Origin of the sequence: Nocardia sp. NPDC051911 (genome assembly GCF_040681035.1) — a bacterium.
In the GTDB taxonomy this organism is placed as follows: Bacteria; Actinomycetota; Actinomycetes; order Mycobacteriales; family Mycobacteriaceae; genus Nocardia; species Nocardia sichangensis.
In genome coordinates, this window is record NZ_JBFAXY010000055.1 from 1 (window position 1) to 23,584 (window position 23,584).

Annotated in this window: 1 protein-coding gene; it reads right to left on the reverse strand. The window is 71.0% G+C overall.

The window, feature by feature from the left end:
- Positions 1-23,573 (reverse strand): non-ribosomal peptide synthase/polyketide synthase (locus AB0L97_RS36720; protein ID WP_364439144.1); only part of this gene is annotated, 23,573 nt, incomplete at its 3' end.
- Positions 23,574-23,584 lie beyond the last annotated feature (11 nt).

The following is a 23,584-nucleotide window of genomic DNA, read 5'->3' on the forward strand; positions in this document are numbered from 1 at the left end:
GCGACCAAGTCACCCGTGCGATACATCCGCGCACCCGGCTCGAACGGATTCGCCACGAACCGATCCGCCGTCAGATCCGCACGACCGAAGTAACCGCGCGCCAACTGCGCACCGGCGAGGTACAGCTCGCCGGAGACGCCGTCGGGCACCGGCCGCAGCCGGGAGTCGAGGACGTAGACCCGGCTGTTCCATTCCGGCGCACCGATCGACACGGAGGTCTCGTCGGCGAGAGTGACCCGGTGGCTGGTGATGGACACCGCCGCCTCGGTCGGACCGTAGAGGTTGAACAGTTCCGTGCGCGGGTGTTCCCGCAGGAACCGCTGCGCGACCGAACCCGGCAGCGCTTCACCGATGGCCAGCACCCGCCACAGCGAGTTCGGCATACCGGCGGTCAACAACGCGTCCAGCATCGACGGCACCACATGCAGCGTGGTGACCCACTCGCGAGCCATCAACTCGTTGAGGTACGCCGGGTCTCGGTGACCGTCCGGGGAGGCGATCACCAGGCGACCACCGCAGACAGCGGCCGACCAGAACTCCCACACCGACAAGTCGAACGTCGCCGCCGTCTTCAGCAGAATCGCATCCGCAGCGTCCAAACCGAATTCGACGCTCTTCCACTGCAACTGGTTCGCGATAGCGCCGTGCGGAACCGCGACACCCTTCGGGCGACCCGTCGAACCAGACGTGAAGATCACATACGCCGTGTTCTCCGGACGCAGGGGTGCGACCCGATCCGCATCCGTGACCGGCGTGGCATCCACACCCGACAAGTCGAGCTCATCGATCCGCACCACCGGCGCGACATCGGTACTGAACTCCGCCTCGGCGTTGCTCAGCACACAAACCGGTGCCGCCGTCTCGAGGATGTAGCTCGTGCGCTCGGCAGCCTGATCCGGATCCACCGGCACATACGCGCCACCGGACTTCGCCACCGCGTACATCGCCACGATCAAATCAACGGAGCGACGCAACGCCAGCGCGACCCGCGACTCCGGACCGACACCCAACGAAATCAGATGCCGCGCAAGACGATTCACCCGAACGTCGAGTGCGCCATAGGTGATCGACTCGCCGTCCTCGGTGACGAGCGCGACTTCCTTCGGCCCGGCCGCCACCGTGGCGTCCAGCAGCGACACCAGCGTGGCGGAGGTGTCCACCGGCTGGTCGGTCGCGTTGCGCGCGGTGAGCAGCTGGGTCCGTTCGGCGGCGTCGAGCAGTTCGAGGTCGCCGACCGGGGTGCGCGGCGCGGCGATGATCTCGCCGAGCAGGCGCGCGAACCGGTCCACGAAGCCCTGCACCGTCGCGCGATCGAACATGTCGGTCGCGTAGGTGAAGAAGCCGGTGATGCCCTCGGGCACGCCGGCGTCGTCGTAGCGGTCGGTCGCGATCAAGTGCAGGTCGAACTGGGACAGCTCGGTGTCGATGTCCAGGCCGGACACGCTCAGGCCGGGCAACTCCAGCGCGGACTGCGCCAGGTTCTGGAACGACAGACCCACCTGGAACAGCGGGTGCCGCGCGGTCGAACGCACCGGGTTGAGCACCTCCACCAGGCGCTCGAACGGCACGTCGGCGTTGGCGAACGCCTGGATGTCGGTCTCGCGCTGGCGGGCCAGCAGATCGGTGAACGCCTCGCCCGCCTCGACCCGGGTGCGGAACACCAGGGTGTTGACGAACATGCCGATCAGATCGTCCAGAACGGCTTCGCCACGGCCCGCCATCGGCGTGCCGATCGCGATGTCGTCGGTGCCAGACAACCGGGCCAGCAGCACCGCCAGCGCGGTGTGCACGACCATGAACAGCGTCGCGCCCTCCGCACGCGCCAGCTCGATCAGCGCCTGATGGGTTTGCGCGTCCACCCGCAGCTCGACCTTGCCGCCCGCGAAGGACTGCACCGCGGGGCGCGGCCGGTCCGAGGGCAGGTCCAGCTGATCGGGCAGCTCGGCCAGCGCCTGGCGCCAGTAGGCGACCTGCTTGGCGGCCAGCGATTCCGAATCCTCCTCGTCGCCGAGCAGTTCGCGCTGCCAGATGCTGTAGTCCGCGTACTGGACTTCCAGCGGCGCCCAGTTCGGCGCCTCGCCCGCCGACCGCGCGGCGTAGGCGATCATCAAATCCCTGGTCAGCGGGCCGACCGAGGAGCCGTCACCGGAGATGTGGTGCACGACCATGGCCAGCACGTAGTCCACCGACCCGTCCGCCGGAGTCTGCGCGCCCTCCCCGGCGATCTGGAACAGCGCGACCTTCACCGGCACCTCGGTCGTGACATCGAAGATCGTCGAGGTCAGCGCCACCACGGCGGACTCGATCTGCGACGGCGCGACCACCCGCACCTCCAGGCGCGGCACGGCTTGGGCGGGCGGCAGAATGACCTGCACCGGGCCCGCCTCGGTCTGCGGGTACACCGTCCGCAGGATCTCGTGGCGGCTCACCAGGTCCGCGATCGCGGCACGCAGCGCGGCCACGTCCAACGCGCCGGACAACCGCACCGCGATCGGCACGTTGTAGGCCGCCGACTGGGTGTCGAACCGGTTGAGGAACCACATGCGCTGCTGCGCCAGCGACAGCGGGATGTGCTCCGGCCGCGGGCCCGCCGTCAGCGCACGGCGGCCGCCCATGTCGGCGTGCTGCTCCACCCGCACCGCCAGCGCGGCGACGGTGGACGCCTCGAACAGCAGACGCACCGGCACCCGCGTGTTGAGCGCCTCACCCAGGCGGGCGGCGACCTGCGTGGCCAGCAGCGAGTTACCGCCCCAGGCGAAAAAGTCGTCGTCCAGGCCGAGGCGCTTGGCTTCGCCGCCTTCGCGATCGGACAGCCGCAGCACCTCGGCGAAGGTGTTCGCCACGATCTGCTCGATCGGCGTGACCGGCGCGCGGAACACCGCCTTCTCGAAGGTGGGCTCCGGCAGCGCCTTGCGGTCCAGCTTGCCGTTGGCGTTGAGCGGCAACGCCTCCAGCCCGATCAGCATCGACGGCACCATGTACGACGGCAGCTCGGCCGACAGCGCGGACTGCAGGGCCCGCTTGTCCAGCGCGCCCGTGCGGGTCACCACGTAGGCGACCAGCCGATCGCCGATGCTCGGATCGGTGTGCGCGACGACGGCCGCGGCGCTCACCGCGTCCTGCCGCAGCAACGCGGCCTCGATCTCGCCGAGCTCGATGCGGAAGCCGCGGATCTTCACCTGGAAATCGGTGCGGCCGCGGTAGTCCAGCTCGCCGGTGGCGCTCCAGGCCACCAGGTCGCCGGTGCGGTACATCCGGTCGCCCGCCGCGCCGAACGGGTCGGCGACGAACCGGTCCGCGGTCAGGTCCGCACGACCGAAGTACCCGCGCGCCAACTGCGCACCGGCCAGGTACAGCTCACCGGAGACGCCGACCGGCACCGGCCGCAGTCGCGAGTCCAGCACGTAGACCCGGCTGTTCCACTCCGGCGCGCCGATCGACACCGACGCCTCGTCGGCATCGGTGACCAGGTGGCTGGTGATCGACACCGCCGCCTCGGTCGGACCGTAGAGGTTGTGCAGTTCGGCGGCGTTGTTGCGGCGCAACCGCTGGGCGGTCGCGGCGGGCAGCGCCTCACCGATGGCCAGCACCCGCCGCAGCGAGTCCGACAGGCGGCCACCGGATTCGGTGAGCAGCGCGTCCAGCATGGACGGCACCACGTGCAGCGTGGTGACGCCGGTGGCGCGCATCAGCTCGTTCAGGTACGCCGGGTCGCGATGCCCGTCGGCGGACGAGATCACCAGGCGGCCGCCGGAAACCGCGGCCGACCAGAACTCCCACACCGAGAGGTCGAACGTCGCCGCCGTCTTCAGCAGCACCGCGTCGTCCGCGCCCAGCTCGAAGACAGATGTCTCCCACTGCAACTGGTTGGCGATCGCCGCGTGCGGGACCGCGACGCCCTTCGGCTGACCGGTGGAACCGGACGTGAAGATCACGTACGCGGTGTTCGCCGGGGTCAGCGCACCCGTGCGCTCGGCCGCGGTCACCGGAGCCGTCGGGTACTCGGCGAGGTCGAGCCCGTCGATCTGCACGACATCGGCCGCCGCGGTGCGGAACCCGTCGCGGCCGGTGGTCAGCACGCACACCGGCGCGGCGGTGCCCAGGATGTAGTCGGTCCGCTCGGCGGGCTGATCCGGATCGATCGGCACGTACGCCGCACCGGCCTTCGCGACCGCGTACATGGCGATCACGAGGTCGCTGCTGCGGCGGATCGCCAGCGCGACCCGGTCCTCCGGGCCGACGCCGCGGCCGATCAGGTACCGGGCCAGTCGGTTGACCCGCGCGTCCAGCCCGGCGTAGGTCAGCTCGCGACGGCCGGTCGGCTCGTCGGCGACCAGCGCCACGGCCGCCGGGGTCGCGGCCACCGTGGCGTCCAGCAAGGACACCAGCGTCGCGGTCGTGTCGACCTCGTGCTCGGTGGCGTTCCACGCGGTGAGGATGCGTTCGCTCTCCTCGGCCGCGAGCAGGTCGATCTCGCCCACCCGCACCGTGGCGTCGGCCGCCACCGCGTCGAGCACCCGCAGGAACCGGTCGGCGAAGCCCTGCACCGTGTCCTCGTCGAACAGGTCGGTGGCGTAACCGAATTCGGTGATGATCTCGGCGGGCGTGCCGTCCTCGGCGTACCGGTCGTATAGCGTGACGTGCAGGTCGGTCTTGGCCAGCTGCGAGTCGAAGTTGACCGCGCTCACCGTCAGGCCGGGCAGCTCGAAGGTCGTCTCGGCCAGGTTCTGGAACGACAGGCCCACCTGGAACAGCGGATTGCGCGCGGTCGAGCGCACCGGGTTGAGCACCTCGACCAGGCGCTCGAACGGCACGTCGGCGTTGGCGAACGCCTCCAGGTCGCGTTCCTTGACGTCGCCGAGCAGGTCGGCGAAGCGCTCGCCGGACGCCACCCGGGTGCGGAACACCAGGGTGTTGACGAACATGCCGATCAGGTCGTCGAGTTCGCGTTCGCCGCGACCGGCGATCGGGGTGCCGACCGCGATGTCATCGGTGCCCGACAACCGCGACAGCAGCACCGCCAGCGCCGCGTGCACCACCATGAACAGCGACGCGTTGTGCGCGCGCGCCAGCTCGTGCAGGCGGGCGTGCCGCTGCGGGTCGATCTCGAAGCGGATCGCCTTGCCCTGGAACGACTGCGCGGGCGGGCGCGGCCGGTCGGCGGGCAGTTCCAGCTGATCGGGCAGATCGGCCAGCGCCTGACGCCAGTACGCCACCTGCTGCGCGGCCAGCGATTCCGGATCGTCCTCGGATCCGAGCACCGCGCGCTGCCACAGCGCGTAGTCGGCGTACTGCACCGGCAACGGCTGCCACTGCGGCGCCTCGCCCTGCACCCGGGCCACGTAGGCGGCCATCACGTCACGCGCCAGCGGGCCCATCGAGGAGCCGTCGGCCGCGACGTGATGCACGGTGAACGCCAGCACATGGTCGTTGTCCGCGATGCGGAACAGCGCCACCGCCAACGGCACCTCCACGGTGACGTCGAAGGTGGTCAGCGCGAAGCCGATGACGGCGCCGAGCAGGTCGTCCTCGGCCACGTCGATCGGGGTGAGCGCCGCCGCGGACCGGTCGGCCGGGCGGATCACCTGATGCGGGCCCTCCGCCGAGCGCGGGTAGGTGGTGCGCAGTACCTCGTGACGGGCGAACACGTCGCCGATGGCCTGCTCCAGCGCGGCCACCTCCAGCGTGCCCGACAAGCGGACGGCCAGCGGGATGTTGTCCACCGCCGAAGTGGCCGTGTCGAACTGGTTGAGGAACCAGTACCGCTGCTGCGCGGGCGAGAGCGGGATGCGCGCCGGGCGCTCCCCCGCCTCCAGGCGTGGCCGGTTCCGGCCGGACCCGGCGTTGCGCTCCACCCTGGCGGCCAACGCCACCACGGTGGAGGCCTCGAACAGGTCGCGCACCGCGAGCCTGGTGTCCAGCGCGGCGCCCAGCCGCGCGGTCACCTGGGTGGCCAGCAGCGAGTTGCCGCCGAGTTCGAAGAAGTCGTCGTCCAGTCCGACCCGCGCGACACCGAGCACGTCACCGAAGGTGCCCGCCACGATCTCCTCGATCGGGGTGGACGGCGCGCGGAACACCTTGGCCTCGAACACCGGCGCGGGCAGCGCCTTACGGTCCAGCTTGCCGGAGGCGTTCAGCGGGAACGCCTCCAGCACGACGAACGCCGACGGCACCATGTAGGCGGGCAGCTCGCCGCCGAGCTCGGAACGCACGCCCTCGATGTCCACCGAGCGGCCCGCGGTCGCGATGACGTACGCCACCAACTGGTCGCCCAGCCGCTCGTCCGAGCGCACCACGACCACGGCCTGGGCGATCGAGTCCAGCGCGGTGAGCGCCGACTCGATCTCGCCCAGCTCGATGCGCAGACCGCGCAGCTTCACCTGGAAGTCGGTGCGGCCCAGGTACTCCAGTTCGCCCTTGTCGGTCCAGGAGACGAGGTCGCCGGTGCGGTACATCCGCTCGCCCGGCGCGCCGTACGGGTTGGCCACGAACCGGTCAGCGGTCAGATCGGGACGCGCGACGTAGCCGCGGGCCAATTGCACGCCCGCGAGATACAGCTCACCCGCGACACCCACCGGCACCGGGTGCAGGCGCGAATCCAGCACGTAAACCTGGGTGTTGAACACGGGAGCGCCGATCGGCACCGACACCGTGTCGGCCTCGGTCACCTCGTGATAGGTGACGTCGACCGCGGCCTCGGTCGGGCCGTACAGGTTGTGCAGCAGCGCGCCGGTGAGTTCCTGCATCCGCTGCGCGGTGGCGGCGGGCAGCGCCTCACCGGAGGCGAAGACGTTGCGCAGACTGGTGCATTCGTCGGCGCGTTCCTCGGCCACGAACACCGACAGCATCGACGGCACGAAGTGCGCCGTGGTGACCTGCTCGCCGGTGACGACCTGCACGAGGTAGGCCGGGTCGCGGTGGCCGTCGGGCTTCGCGACGACCAGGCGCGCGCCGACCTGCAAGGGCCAGAAGAACTCCCACACCGACACGTCGAACGTGGCCGGGGTCTTCTGCAACACCACGTCGGTGTCGTCGAGGCCGTACTCGTCTTGCATCCACACCAGACGGTTGACGATCGCGGCGTGCGAGACCGCCACACCCTTCGGGCGGCCGGTCGAACCGGAGGTGAAGATCACGTACGCGGTGTTCGACGGGCGCAGCGGCGCACGGCGATCCGCATCGGTGACCGGCTCGTCGGAGTACCCGGCCAGCGACGCCACATCGATCTCGATCGCCGGGGTAGCGCCCGCGTCGAACTCGTCGCGCGAAGTGGTGAGCACGCACACCGGCTGCGCGGTGTCGAGCACGTAGCGGGTGCGGTCGGCCGGATGGTCCGGATCCAGCGGCACGTACGCGCCACCGGCGACGCTCACCGCGTACATGCCGACCACCAGGTCGATCGAGCGGCGCATGCCCAGCGCGACCATCGAGTCCGGGCCGACGCCCAGCGAGATGAGGTGCCGGGCCAGACGGTTCACCCTAGCGGCGAACTCGGCATAGGACAGACTCGTCCCCTCGAACGTCACGGCGGTCGCGTCCGGGGTCCGCGCCAGCTGCGCGGCGAACATCGACACCAGGGTGGCGTCCGGGTCGACCGGGTGCGCGGTGTCGTTCCACCGCTCGAGGACCTCGGTGCGCTCGACGCTGTCGAGCAACTCGACATCGCCGACGGCCACGGACGGATCGGCGGCTATCGCCGTCAGCATCCGCACCAGCCGCGACGCGACGCCCGCGATGGTGTCGGAGTCGAACATGTCGGTGGCGTAGGCGAATTCGGCGGTCATGCCGTCGGCCGAGCCCGAGGCGTCGAACCGGTCGGCGAGGTTGAGGTGCAGGTCGAACTTGGCGGTCACCACGTCCAGCGGCACCCCGGCCACTTCCAGGCCGGGCAGCTCGAAGGTGGCCTCACCGGTGTTCTGGAACGACAGCATCACCTGGAACAGCGGATGCCGCGCCTGCGAGCGCGCCGGGTTCAGGATCTCCACCAGCCGCTCGAACGGCAGGTCCGCGTGCGCGAACGCCGCGAGGTCGGTGTCCTTGGTGCGCGCGAGCAATTCGGTGAACGCGATCGCGGGATCGACCGCGCTGCGCAGCACCAGCGTGTTGACGAACATGCCGATGGCGTCGTCGAGCACGGCCTCACCACGGCCCGCGACCGCGGTGCCGATGGCGATGTCGTCGCTGCCGGACAACCGGGCCAGCAGGGCGGCGAACGCCGCGTGCACCACCATGAACAGGCTGGCGCCGTTCGCGCGGGCCAGCGCGTTCAGCTCGCGCAGCAGCTGCGCGTCGAGCGCGAACTCGTACACGCCGCCGCGGTTGGACGCCACCGCCGGACGCGAGCGGTCCGACGGCAGATCCAGCTGATCCGGCAGCCCGGCCAGGGAGTCGGACCAGAACGCGACCTGCTGGGCGATCAGCGAGGCGGGATCGCCCTCGGAGCCCAGCGTCTCGCGCTGCCACAGCGCGTAATCGGCGTACTGCACCGGCAGCGGCGCCCACGCGGGCGCCTCGCCGCGCGAACGCGCCGAGTAGGCCACCATCACGTCGCGTGCCAGCGGGCGCACCGACCAGCCGTCGCCGGAGATGTGGTGCACCACGAACACCAGCACGTGGGTGTCGGGCTGCGAGCCGTCCATCGAGCCCGCGATGCGGAACAGCGCGGCGCGCACCGGCACCTCGGCGGTGACGTCGAAGCCGGTCAGCACCAGTTCGCTGATCCGCTCGGAGATCTCGGCCTCGGACACCTCGATCGGGGTGAGGTCGACCGCGCTGTGCCCGGCGGGCAGCACGACCTGCACGCCCTGGCCGTCGGCGGTCTCCGGGTAGACGGTGCGCAACACCTCGTGCCGGTCGACCACGTCGGCCACGGCCTGGCGCAGCGCCTCGGTGTCCAGGGTTCCGGTGAGCCGGACCGCGAGCGGGATGTTGTTCACCGCGGTCTGGTTGTCGAACCGGTTCAGGAACCACATGCGCTGCTGGGCCAGCGACAGTGGGATCTTCGACGGGCGCGGGCCCGCGGCGAGTTCCCGGCGGCGGCCGGTGCCCTGGTGCGCCTCCACCCGCACGGCCAACGCCGCCACGGTCGGCGCCTCGAACAGCGTACGGACCGGGATCCTGGTGTCCAGCGCGGCGCCGAGCCGGGCCACCACCTGGGTGGCGATCAGCGAGTTGCCGCCCAGGTCGAAGAAGTCGTCGTCCAAGCCGACCGCGCGTTCCGCCTGTGCCAGGCCGAGCACCTCGGCGAAGACGTCGGCGACGATCTCCTCCACCGGCGTGGACGGCGCGCGGAACTCCCGCGCCTCGAAGACCGGCTCGGGCAGCGCGCGGCGATCCAGTTTGCCGTTCGGGTTCAACGGCATGGCGTCGAGCACCACGATGGCGGCGGGCACCATGTAGGACGGCAGCTGCGCGGACAGATGCGCGCGCAACGCCTCGACGTCCACCGTCGCGCCGTTCGCCGGCACCACATAACCCACCAGCTGGTCGCCGGTGCGCGCGTCCGAACGCACCAGCGCGACCGACTGCGCGACCGATTCGTGCGCCGTCAACGCGGTCTCGATCTCGCCGAGCTCGATGCGCAGACCACGCAGTTTCACCTGGAAGTCGGTGCGGCCCAGGTACTCGATGGCGCCGGTGTCGTCCCGGCGCACCAAGTCGCCGGTGCGGTACATCCGAGCGCCGGGCGCGCCGTACGGGTTGGCCACGAAGCGATCGGCGGTGAGGTCCGTGCGACCGAAGTAGCCGCGCGCCAACTGATCGCCCGCGAGGTACAGCTCACCCGCGACGTTCGACGGCACCGGGTGCAGACGCGAATCCAGCACGTACGCCTGCGCGTTCCACACCGGCAGGCCGATCGGCACCGCCCCGTCCACCTGCTCGGCGACAGGTGCGTGCGTGGCGTGCACGGTGAACTCGGTGGGTCCGTACAGGTTGTACAGCGCGGCGTCGCTGACGCGGCGGATGGCCACGACCGCGTCGGCTGTGAACGCCTCACCGGCGACGAACAGCGTGCGCAGCGAGGCGAGCGCGTCGGCGTCGGCCGGGTCGATCCAGGCCGCGAAGACGGTCAGCATCGACGGCACGAACGAGGTCATCGTGACCCGCTCGGCCGCGATCACCTCGACCAGGTACTGCGGGTCGCGGTGCCCGTCCGGGCTCGCCACCACGATCCGGCCGCCGGTGCTCAGCGGGCCGAACAGCTCCCACACCGACACGTCGAAGGTGGCGGGGGTCTTGAACAGCACCACGTCGTCGGCGTCGATGCCGTATTCGCCGGTGATCCAGCGGATCTGGTTGACGACCGCGGCGTGTGGCACGGCGACGCCCTTGGGGCGGCCGGTGGAGCCGGAGGTGAAGATCACGTACGCCGGGTGCTGCGGGCGCAGCGGCGCGATGCGCTCGGCGTCGGTGACCGGGTCGTCCGCGTAACCGGACAACTCCAGCTCGTCGATGCGCAGCGTCGCGCGGCCCGCGCCGTCGAACGCGTCGCGCGCGGTGGTCAGCACGCAGACCGGGTCGGCCGAGTCGAGCACGTAGTGCACGCGGTCGGCGGGCTGGTCGAGATCCAGCGGCACGTAGCCGCCACCCGCCGCCTGCACCGCGTAAGCGGCCACGACCAGGTCCACCGAGCGGCGCAGGCCCAGGGCGACCAGCGTCTCAGGACCCACACCGGCTTCGATGAGTCGACGCGCCAATCGCCGCACGCGCGCGGCGAATTCGGCGTAGGTGAGCTGCGTCCCGGTGGCCGGATCGATCACCGCGACCGCGTCCGGCGTCGCCGCGGCCTGCGCGGCGAACTCCTCGACCAGCGTGCTCGCCGGGCCGAGGTCGCGGGCGGTGTCGTTCCAGCCGCGCAGCGCCTGCTCGGTCTCCGGCTCGTCCAGCAGCGTGAGATCGCCGATGGGCCGGTCCGGCTCGGCCGCGACGGCCTTCAGCAACCGGCCGAAGCGCCGCCCGAACTCGGCCATGGTGGCCGGGTCGAACAGGTCGGTGGCGTAGATCAGCTCGGCCGCGATGCCCGCGGGGTTCGCGCCCGCGGAATTCTCGGCGTCGCGTTCGGACAGCACCAGTTGCAGGTCGAACTTGGCGACGTCGATCGGCAACTCGACACCGCTCACCGTCAGCCCCGGCAGCTCCAGGCTGTTCTGGCCGGTGTTCTGGAACGACAGCATCACCTGGAACAACGGGTGCCGCGCCTGCGAGCGCGCCGGGTTCAGGATCTCCACCAGCCGCTCGAACGGCAGGTCCGCGTGCCCGAACGCGGCGATGTCGGTGGCGCGCACCGCACGCAGCAACTCGGTGAACGTCGCACCGGCCCTGACCGGGGTCCGCAACACGAGAGTGTTGACGAACATGCCGATCAGGTCATCGAGCGCGCGCTCGCCACGTCCGGCGACCGGAGTGCCGATCGCGATGTCGTCCTCGCCGGACAGCCGCGACAGCAGCACGGCCAGCGCGGTGTGCGCGACCATGAACAGCGTCGCGCCCCTGGTGCGGGCCAGTTCGGTCAGCTGAGCGTGGGTCTGCGCGTCGATCTCGAAGACGTGCGTGGCGCCGCGACCGGAGGCGACCGCGGGACGCGGCCGATCCGACGGCAGATCCAGCTGCTCGGGCAGCCCGCGCAGCGAGTCCGACCAGAACGAGATCTGCTCGGCGATCACCGAAGCCGGATCGTCCTCGGCGCCGAGCACCTGACGCTGCCACAGCGCGAAGTCGGCGTACTGGACCTCCAGCGGACGCCAGGCGGGCTCGCCGCCGTCGACGCGGGCGCCGTAGGCGGTCATCACGTCGCGGGTCAGCGGGCCCATGGAGAAACCGTCGGCCGAGATGTGGTGCACCACCAGGGCGAGCACGTGCTCGGTGGGGCTGATCTCGAACAGCCTGGCGCGGAAGGGCACCTCGGCGGTGACGTCGAAGGCCGTGCCGATCAGCTGCGAAAGCCGCTCGGGCAGTTCGGCTTCGGTGACGTCGACCGGCGTCAGGTCCGGGATGACCTTGGCCGTGGCAACGATCTGCTGCCGCGCGGCGCCGTCCACCTCGGGGTAGAAGGTGTGCAGCGACTCGTGGCGGGCCAGCACGTCGGCGACGGCGATCTGCAACGCCTGCCGGTCCAGCAGGCCCGACAGCCGCACCGCGGCCGGGATGTTGTCCACCGCCGAGTCGGGATCGAAGCGGTTCAGGAACCACATACGCTGCTGGGCCAGCGACAGCGGCACCAGCTCCGGCCGCTGCTGCGGCGCCAGCGGCGCACGACCGCCCACACCCGCCTTGGTCTCCGCGCGCGCCGCCAAAGCGACCACGGTGGAGGCCTCGAACAGCTCACGCACGCCGAGGTCGGTGTCCAGCGCCGCCGACAGCCGGGCGGCGACCTGGGTGGCCGACAGCGAGTTGCCGCCGAGGGCGAAGAAGTCGTCGTCCAGACCCACCCGCTCGAGGCCGAGCACGTCGGCGAAGGTGGCGGCGACGATTTCTTCGACCGGCGTGGTCGGCGCGCGGAACACCGCGGCCTCGAACACCGGCGCGGGCAGCGCCTTGCGGTCCAGCTTGCCCGAAGCGTTGAGCGGGAACTCCTCCAGCGCCATCACGATCGACGGCACCATGTACGCGGGCAGCTGCCGACCGAGGTCCTCGCGGACCAGGTCGGTGTCCAGCGCGGCGTCCGGCGCGGGGATGACGTACGCGACGAGCTGATCGCCCGCGTGCGCGTCGGAGCGCACCACGACGACGGCTTGCGCGACCTCGTCCAGGCCGGTCAGCGCCTGCTCGATCTCCCCGAGTTCGATACGCAGACCACGCAGTTTCACCTGGAAGTCGGTGCGGCCCAGGTACTCCAGCTCGCCGTGTTCGGTCCACGCCACCAGGTCGCCGGTGCGGTACATCCGCGCGCCGGGCTCCCCGTACGGGTTGGCGACGAACCGGTCACTCGTCAGATCCGGGCGCGCGACGTAACCCCGCGCCAGCTGAACACCCGCGAGGTACAGCTCACCCGCGACACCAACGGGGACCGGACGCAAGCGCGCGTCCAGCACGAACACCTGCGTGTTGAACACCGGAGCACCGATCGGCACCGTCTCGGCGTCGGCGTCGACGACCTCGTGGAAGGTGACGTCGACCGCCGCTTCGGTCGGGCCGTACAGGTTGTGCAAGGCCGCGCCGGTCAGCTCGCGCAACCGGTGCGCGGGCTTGGGCGGCAACGCCTCACCCGAGGCGAACACCAGTCGCAGCGAATCGCACTGCGCGGCGGCGGCATCGGCGACGAATACCGCGAGCATCGAGGGCACGAAGTGGGTGACGGTCACCTTTTCGGCGCTGATGATCTCGGCGAGGTAGGCCGGGTCGCGATGACCGTCCGGCTTCGCCACGACCAGGCGGGCACCGATCTGCAACGGCCAGAAGAATTCCCACACCGACACATCGAAGGTCGCAGGCGTCTTCTGCAACACCACATCAGCGCCGGTCAACTGGTAGGCCGTCTGCATCCACACCAGGCGATTGACGATCGCCGAATGCGAAACCGCCACACCCTTCGGACGACCCGTCGAACCCGACGTGAAGATCACGTAGGCGGTGTTCGACGGAAGCAGCGGCGCACGACGATCCGCGTCGGTGACCGGGGCCTCGGACAGACCCTTCAGGTCCAGCAGATCGATGCGCACCTGCGCGGTGTCGATGTCCAGATCGCTACCGGAGGTCAGCACACACACCGGGTCGGCCGTGCCGAGGATGTATTCCGTGCGCTCGGCCGGGTGATCCGGGTCCAGCGGAACATACGAACCACCGGCCACGGCGACGGCGTACATGCCGACCACCAAATCGATCGAGCGCCGCATACCCAGCGCCACAAACGATTCCGCGCCCACACCGCGCGCGATCAGCCAGCGCGCCAGCTGGTTCACCCGCCAAGAGAACTCGGCGTAGGACAGACTTGTCCCCTCGAACGTGACCGCCGTCGCGTCCGGAGTGCGTTCGACCTGGTCGTAGAACATCGACACCAACGTCGCGCCGGTGTCCACCGGATGCGCGGTGTCGTTCCACCCGGACACCACGAGCTCGCGCTCGGCGGCATCCAGCAACTCGATGTCACCGACCACCGCATCGGGTTCGGCGGTGATCGCGGTGAGCACCCGGACCAAGCGGTCGGCGATGCGGCGCACCGTCTGCTCGTCGAACAGGTCGCGCAGGTAGCCCGCGCGCACCCGCAGCCGCGAATCCAGCTGCGCGATCAGGGTCAGCGGGTAGTGCGTGGCGTCGGCCGCGTCCAGGCCGACCACGGCCATGCCGTCGATGTCCGCCGCCTGCGCCTGCAAGCCCGCCGCGTCGACCGGGTAGGACTCGAACACCACCAGGGTGTCGAACAGCCCGCCGACGCCCGCGACGGCCTGGATGTCGGCCAGGCCCACGTAGTGGTGGTCGAGCAGGTCGGCCTGCTCGCCCTGCGTGCGGACCAGCAGGTCGCGCACGGACTCCGACGGATCGAAACGCACCCGCACCGGCACGGTGTTGATGAACAGGCCGACCATCGCCTCCACGCCGGACAGCTGCGCGGGACGACCGGAGACGGTGGTGCCGAACAGCACGTCGTCGCGGCTGGTCATGCGGCCGACGAGAATGCCCCACGCCGTCTGCAACACGGTGTTCGGGGTGACGCCCAGCGAGCCGGCCAGCGCGGTCAGCCGCGCGGTGGTCGCCTCGTCCAGGTCGAAGAAGTACTCGCCGGACAGCGAGGTGATCTCGCGACCGGCGTCCGGCCGCGCCAGCAGGGTCGGCTCGCCGACGCCGCGCAGCGCGTGCGCCCACGCGGCCAGCGACGCCGCCTGATCCTGCTGCCGGGTCCAGTCCAGGAAGTGCCGGTAGGACCGCACCGCGGGCAGCGCGGAGACGTCCGCGTGCGCGGCGTAGAGCACCAGCAGATCCCGCATGAGCAGCGGCATGGACCAGCCGTCGAGCAGGATGTGGTGGTTGGACACCACGAACTGCCAGCGGTCGGCCGCGACCTGGATCAGCGTGAAGCGGATCAGCGGCGGCGCGGCCAGGTCGAACCGGCTCATGCGATCGGCCTCGATCAGGTCGTCGGCCGCACCGGATTCGATCCGGTCGTGCTCGGCCCACGCCACCCGGACGCTGTCCAGCACGATCTGCACCGGGTTGCCGTCGTGGTCGCTGACGAACGCCGTGCGCAGGTTCTCGTAGCGGTCCACCAGAGCCTGTGCGGCCGAGCGCAACCGGGCGGCGTCCACCCGGCCGGTGAGCGTCAGCACCGCCTGGGCGGTGTACACGTCCACCGAGGTCGCCGCGAGGCGGGCGTGGAACAACAGACCGGCCTGCAACGCCGACAGCGGCCACACGTCGGCCAGCGCCGGGAAGCGCCGCTCCCAGACGTCGATATCGCGTTGCGTGCTGCGCACCAGCGCGAAGTCCGACGGTGTATGCCCGCCCGCGCCCGCCGAATTGGCGTGCCGCGCGACAGCTTCCAGCGCCGCGGTCCACAATTCGCCGAACTCGCGCACCTCGGCGGCCGACAGCAGGGTCGACGGGTAGCCGATGTTGGCGGTCAGCTTGTCGCCGACCACGATCGCGTTCACGTCCAGCGGCGCCATCGCGGGCATGTCCGCGTCGTAGGCCCCGCCCAGCGCGCCGAGTTCCGGCGCGGGGATCCAGCCGAAGCCGCGCAGCGACTCCGGCACGTCACCCTCGGAGACGCGGCCGAGGTAGTTGAAACTCACCTGGCCGGGCAGCTCACGCGGCAACTCGGCCGCGGTCTCGGTGTTCAGGTACCGCAGCAGGCCGTAGCCGATGCCCTTGTCGGGCACCGACAGCAACTGCTCCTTGACCGCCTTCACGGCCGCGCCCAGCGCGGGACCGCCGGTGAACGCGGCATCGACGTCGATGCCGGACAGGTCGAAGGCGACCGGGTAGATCGCGGTGAACCAGCCGACGGTGCGCGACAGATCCGCACCCGGCACCACGTCTTCCTCGCGGCCGTGACCCTCCAAGCGGATCAGCAGCGAATCCTCGCCGCGAGCGGCCACCCGCCGCGCCCGCCACTTGGCGGTGGCCAGCGCCAGCGCGGTCAGCAGGCCGTCGTTCACACCGCCGTGGAACAGCGCCGGAACCGTGGTGAGCAGGGCCTTGGTGACCTCGGCGGACACCTCGACCTGATGCTTCTCGATGACGCCCGAGGTGTCGAGAGCCGGATCCATCGCACGCTCGGTCAGCAGCGGATCGGCCGTACCGACCACCAAACGCCAGTAGTCCAGTTCGGCCACCCGCTCCGGGCTGACCGCTTCGCGCTCCAGCGCGTGCGCCCACGCCCGCATCGACGTGGCCGGGGCGACCAACTCGGGCGTCTGCCCGGCGGTGCGCTGCCCCCACGCGGCGACGAAGTCGGGCACCAGGATGCGCCAGGAGACGCCGTCCACCACCAAGTGGTGGGCGACGACGACCAGGCGTCCGGCGCGCTCGGCGGAATCCGGCTCGAGCCAGACGAACCGGATGACCACGCCCGCGGCCGGATCGAGCCGGTCCAGCGACTCGTCCAGTGCCGCCGCGGCGATCTCGACCAGTTCGGCGTCGGTGACGTTCGCGTCGAACTCGGTGCGATCGATCAGCGCGTCCACCGCGACCGTGCCCGGCGCGGCGGTCTCGACCACCCAGTCGTCGCCGTCGCGGCGCAGGCTCGCGCGCAGCATGTCGTGGCGATCGATGACCGCGCCGACCGTCGCGGCGATGCCCGCCCGGTCGATGCCGATCGGCAGTTCCAGCGCCAGCGTCTGGTTGAACCGGCCGAACGAGCCGCGCCGCTCGGCCATGAACCGCACCACCGGCGTCAACGGCATAGCGCCGATGCCGCCGCCGGGCGGCTCGGCCAGCGTCGTCGCCGACGCCTCGGCCGCCTCGGTGGTCTCCGCGACCGAGGCCAGCCCGGCCACGGTGCGCTGCTCGAACACGTGCCGCGGCGTGAACACCACGCCGCGCGCCTTGGCCCGCGACACCAACTGGATGGAGACGATGCTGTCGCCGCCGAGCGCGAAGAAGGAGTCGTCCACGCCGACCCGCTCCACGCCGAGCACCTCGGCGAACACTTCCGCGATGGTCTGCTCGACCGGCGTGCGCGCCGCACGGAACACGACCTCGGTCGCGAACACGGGCTCCGGCAGCGCCTTACGGTCCAGCTTGCCCACCGGGGTGAGCGGCACATGGTCGATCACCATGATCGACGAGGGCACCATGTAGGCGGGCAGGCGCTCCTCGACGTGCGCGGTCAGCGCCGCGACGTCGATCGAATGACCTTGCGCGGCAACGACGTACGACACCAGCGACACGGCGCCCGCGGCGCTCTTGTGGCCCACGGTGACGGCGAAGTCGACGGTCTCGTGCGAGGCGAGCGCGGCGTCGATCTCGCCGAGTTCGATGCGGAAACCGCGCACCTTCACCTGGAAGTCGGAGCGGCCTACGTATTCGACAACTAGGGATTCGACTCCTCCAGCGGGCGCGGAGCCCGCGGAGTGCCCGACCCGGGTCCAGCGCACCACGTCGCCGGTGCGGTACATCCGCGCACCGGGCACGTACGGGTTGGCGACGAACCGTTCCGCCGACAGGCCGGGGCGGGCGTGGTAGCCACGCGCCAGCTGGACGCCCGACAGATACAGCTCACCCGCGACACCCACCGGAACGGGCCTGAGCTGGGCGTCCAGGATCAGCGACTGCATGCCGCGGGTCGGGCCACCGATGGTGACCCGGTCGCCGGGCGCGAGCGCGTCGCTGATGTTGGTCATGATCGTGGTCTCGGTCGGGCCGTAACCGTTGTGGAAGCGGCGGCCCGAACCGTCCGGCGCGCCACCCCACTTGGTGACCAGATCGGCCGGCACGGCCTCGCCGCCCGCCACGATCACCCGCATGCCTGCCAGCGCGGCCGAATCCAGCGACGCGAGCACCGACGGGGTGATGAAGGCGTGCGTGACCCGCTCGGCGCGGATCAGCTCGGACAGTTCCTCGCCGCCGTACACGCCGGGCGGGCAGACCACCAGGGCGCCGCCGCGGCCGATCGCGAGCAGGAACTCCAGGATCGAGGCGTCGAAGCTGGGCGAGGCGAAATGCAGTGCGCGCGTGTCGGAGTCGACGTCGTAGCGGGCGTTCTGCTCGTCGCGGAAGTTCGCGAGACCGGCGTGGGTGACCACGACGCCCTTGGGCACGCCGGTGGAACCGGAGGTGTAGATGACGTAGGCGGGGTGCTCCGGCCGCACCGGGCGCACCCGATCGGCGTCGGTCACCGGGGCGCTGTCGAACCCGTCGAGATCCAGCTCGTCGAGTACCAGCCACTCGACCGATTCCGGCAGTTCGGCGCGCACCGACGCCACGGTCAGGCCGATCGGGGAACCGGAGTCGGTGACCATGTGCGCGATGCGGTCGGCCGGATAGGCCGGGTCGATCGGCACGAACGCGGCACCGGACTTCGACACCGCCCACTCGGCGAAGTACGACTCGTCCGAGCGCGGCACGGCGACCGCCACCAGATCCTCGGTGCCGATACCGCGCTCGATCAGCAAGCGGGCCAAGCGGTTGGACCGCGCGTCCAGCTCGCCATAGGACACACTTCTCCCCTGGAACACCACGGCGGGCGCCTCGGGATCGATGGCGGCGGCCTCGGCGATCAGGTCCGGCAGCGTCCGCGCGGGCGTGGCGGGCGCGCCGGTGCGCGCGACCAGGTCGGCGCGCTCGGCGGCGTCGAGCACGTCGATCGCGCCGACGGCGACCGACGGATCGGCCGCCACCGCGGCGAGCACACGCTCCCAGCGATCCACGATGGCCGCGGCGGTCGAGGAGTCGAACAGCTCGGTGGCGTAGGTGAGCGCCAAAGCCATGGCGCCGGAACCGGTTTCGCCGCGCTCGGCGAGGGTGAACTGCAGGTCGAAGCGCGCGACGTTCTCTTCCAGGTCCAGCGCCGACACCGAAAGCCCCGGCAGTTCCAGGGTGGTGCGCTCCAAGTTCTGGAACGCCAGCATCACCTGGAACAGCGGGTTGCGGGCCTGCGAACGCTCCGGCGCGAGCAGTTCCACCAGCCGCTCGAACGGCACGTCGGCGTTGCCGTAGGCGTCCAGGTCGGTGCGGCGCACCCGGCCGAGCAGGTCGGCGAACGACTCGCCCGGCTCGATTCCCGTGCGCAGCACCAGCGTGTTGACGAACATGCCGACCAGGTCGTCGAGCGCGGCCTCGCCGCGGCCCGCGACCGGGGTGCCGATCGCGACGTCGTCGCTGCCCGACAGCCGCGCCAGCAGCACCGCCAGCGCGCCGTGCATCACCATGAACAGCGACGCGCCGCGCTGCCGCGCGATCTCCTCGAGCGCGGCGACCAGTTCACCGGACAGCTCGCGGTGCAACGTCGCGCCGCGGTGCGAGGCAACGGCCGGACGCGGGCGGTCGGTGGGCAGGGCCAGTTCGTCGGGGATGTCGTCGAGCGCGTGCCGCCAGTAGGCGACCTGCTTAGCCAGCAGGGAGTCGGAATCGTCCTCGGACCCGAGGATCTCGCGCTGCCACACCGCGAAGTCGGCGTACTGCACCGCCAGCGGCGCCCAGCCGGGAGCGCTGCCGGTGCTGCGCGCGGTGTAGGCGGCCATCACGTCGCGGGTCAACGGTCCCATCGAGAAACCGTCGGCCGCGATGTGGTGCACCACCACGACGAGCACATGCTCGTCCGGCCCGGCCGCGTACAGCCGGGTGCGCAGCGGAACCTGTTCGGCCACGTCGAATCCGGTGGTGACGAACTCGGTCACCGTCTCGATCAACCGCGCCGGGTCCACCGCCACGGGACGCAGATCCAGGGCGATGTCCTCGGCGGGCACGATCACCTGGACCGGGGTGCCGCCGTGCTCGGGGTAACGGGTGCGCAGCGATTCGTGCCTGCGCACCACATCGGCCACCGCCAGCCGCAGCGCTTCGACGTCCAGCGCGCCGGTGAGTCTGATGGCGATCGGCAGGTTGTAGGCCGCCGAGGAGGTGTCGTACTTGTTCAGGAACCACATGCGCTGCTGCGCGAACGACAGCGGCACCAGTTCGCCCGCCGCGCGCTCGCGGGCGACGAGCCGGGCGCGGGCCGCGCCGTCGGCGTGCGATTCCACCCGAGCGGCGAGCGCTTCCACCGTCGAGGCCTCGAACAGGGTGCGCACCGCGACCGTCGTCCCCAGCGCCGCGCCGATGCGGGCGACCACCCTGGTCGCGATCAGCGAGTTGCCGCCGAGGTCGAAGAAGTCGTCGTCCACGCCGACCCGCTCCAGGCCGAGCACGTCGGCGAACACCGCCGCCACGGTCTCCTGCACCGGCGTGACCGGCGCGCGGAACGCGCGGGACTGTGCCGTCGGGGCGGGCAGCGCGCGACGGTCCAGCTTCCCGTTGACGGTCAGCGGGATCCATTCCAGCCGCACCACGGCCGAGGGCACCATGTAGGCGGGCAGTTGCGCGGCCGCGCCGTCGCGCACCGCGTCCAGCGCGGGCTCGGCATCCGGCTCGGACACCACGTAGGCGACGATCCGCTGATCGCCGGGCTGGTCCTCACGCACGATGACCGCGGCTTGGGCGATGCCAGGCTGGGCGAGGATCGCGGACTCGATCTCGCCGAGTTCGATGCGGAAGCCGCGCACCTTCACCTGGTCGTCGGCGCGGCCCAGGTACTCGAGTTCACCGAAGCGGTTCCAGCGGGCGAGGTCGCCGGAGCGATACAGCCGCCCACCCGACGTGCCGCCCATCGGGTCGGCGACGAAACGGGTCGCCGACAGATCCGGGCGTCCGAGGTAGCCACGCGCCAATTGCGGGCCCGCCACGTACATCTCGCCCGCGACGCCGACCGGCACCGGGCGCAGCCTGCTGTCGAGGACGTACACCCGCAGACCGGCGATGGCGCGGCCGACCACGCTGCCGGAGGCGGCGGCGATGGTCGCGGCGTCCAGCGCGCGATAGGACACGTGCACCGTGGTCTCGGTGATGCCGTACATGTTGACCAGCAGCGGCGCGGTGCCAGCCGTCGCGCCGGTGCCGTCGCCGTGGCGCGCCACCCAATCCGACAGCCTGCGCAGCTCCAGCGCCTCACCGCCGAACACCACATACCGCAGCGCCAGAGCGGCGGCGTCGGGCGCGGCGTTCCGGTCGGCCTCGGCCAGCTGGTAGAACGCCGACGGGGTCTGGTTGAGCACCGTGACCCGCTCGGCGCGCAGCAGTTCCAGGAACTGCTCCGGCGAGCGCGAGGTGTAGTAGTCGACCACCACGAGGGTGCCGCCGAACAGCAGCGGACCCCACAGCTCCCACACCGAGAAGTCGAAGGCGTAGCTGTGGAACAGCGTCCACACGTCGTCGGGTCCGAAACCGAAGTCGCGGTCGGTGTTCGCGAACAGCCGCACCACGTTGCGGTGCGCGACCGCGACGCCCTTCGGGCGGCCGGTCGAGCCGGAGGTGTAGATCACGTACGCGACATTGTCCGGCGTGAGCGCGGAGTTGCGGTCGGCGTTGGTGATCGGGGCGTCGTCGGCGTCCTCGACGTTGCCGGTCTCCACCGCGAATCCGTCCAGCACGACCGACGGCAGCCCGGCGGGCACCTCGACCTGCACCGTGGAGTCGAGCACCACGCTGGTCGGCCGGGAGTCGGCGAGTACGTAGGCGATGCGCTCGGCCGGGTAGGTCGGGTCCACCGGCACGTAACCCGCGCCGGTCTTCACCACCGCCAGCAGCGCCACCACCAAATCCAGCGACCGCGGCAGGATCACCGCGACCAGCGTCTCCGGCCCCGCGCCGTCGCTGATCAGCCTGCGCGCCAGCACATTCGCGCGCCGGTCCAGCTCGGCGTAGGTCAGCGTCTCCACGCCGAAGCGGGCCGCGACGCGATGCGGATGCGCGGCCACAGCCGCGTCGAACAGCCCTACCAGGGTGATGTTCGGATCGGCGAAAAGCCCTGCGACGCTTTCGGAACCCGACGACACCCAGCGCTGCGAGACGTCCAGCCGCTCGCCCTCGCCGAGCAGATCGATATCGCCGATCGCCGCCCGAGGATCCTCGGCGACCCCGCGCAGGATGCGCACGAAACGATCCGCGAACGCGGCCACCGTCTCGGGATCGAACAATTCGGTGGCGTAGTTCCACGACAGCGTCAACCCGCCGTCGGCGGCCTCGCCCACGGTGAGCTGCACGTCGAATTTCGCGGTGCCCGGATCGAACTCGACCGCGGCGACCTCGACGCCACCGGGCAGCGCGACCGCACCGAGAGCGGCCGCCGAGGCCGCCTCGAAGGTCAGCGCGACCTGGAACAGCGGGTGGTGCGCCTGCGAGCGCGCCGGGCTGAGCACGTCCACCAGCCGCTCGAACGGCACGTCGGCGTTGGCGAAGGCGGCCAGGTCGGTGCGGCGCACCTGCTCGAGCAGCTCGTCGAAGCCTGCGCCCGGCTCGACCTGGCTGCGCAGCACGAGCGTGTTGACGAACATGCCGACCACGTCGTCGAGCGCGCGTTCACCGCGGCCCGCGATCGGCGTGCCGATCGCGACGTCGGTGCTGCCCGACAACCGGCCCGCCCACACCGCCAGCGCGGCGTGCACCACCATGAACAGCGTCACGCCGCGGGCGCGCGCCAGCTCGGCCAGCGCCTCGTGCACCTGCGCGTCGACCGAGAAGTTGTACGTGCCACCGGCATTGGAGGCGATCTCCGGCCGGGGCCGGTCGGCGGGCAGCTCGATCTGGTCGGGCAGGTCACGCAACTGCTCGGTCCAGTAGGCGATCTGCCTGGCCGCGACGGACTCGGCGTCGTCCTCGGCGCCGAGCACCTCGCGCTGCCACAGCGCGTAGTCGGCGTACTGCACCTCGAGCGGAGCCCAGGACGGCACCTCGCCGCGAGCGCGCTCGGTGTAGGCGAGCACCACATCGCGCAGCAACGGCCGCAGCGAGAAACCGTCCGCGCTGATGTGATGCAGCACCAGCACCGCGACGTGCTCGGTCGCCGACAGCGACAACAGGCTCGCCCGGAACCCGATCTCGGCGGTCACGTCGAAGCCGACGCTCGCCAGCTCCACGATCCGCGCGGGCAGCGCGTCCGCGGCGACGGGCTCGGCGACCACATCGAAGGCGACCTCACCGACCGGCAGCACGCGCTGGTAACCGGTGCCCTCCACCTCGGGGTAGATCGTGCGCAGCGCCTCGTGGCGCGCGAGCACGTCACCGATCGCCGCACCCAGCGCGTCGACGTCCAGCGCACCGCTCAGCCGCAGCGCCACCGGAATGTTGTTCACCGCGGTGCGGTTGTCGAACCGGTTGAGGAACCACATCCGCTGCTGAGCCAACGACAGCGGCACCAGCTCGGGCCGCTCCCGCGCCACCAGCGGCGTCCGGCCACCCGCTCCGGCGGCCGATTCCACCTTCGCGGCCAGTGCGACCACGGTCGACGCCTCGAACAGCGTGCGCACCGGCACCTGCGTGTTCAGCGCCTCACCCAGCCGCGCCGCCACCTGCGTGGCGACCAGCGAGTTACCGCCCAGCTCGAAGAAGTCGTCGTCCAGGCCGACCCGCTCCACGCCGAGCACCTCGGCGAAGGTCTCGGCCACGATCTCCTGCA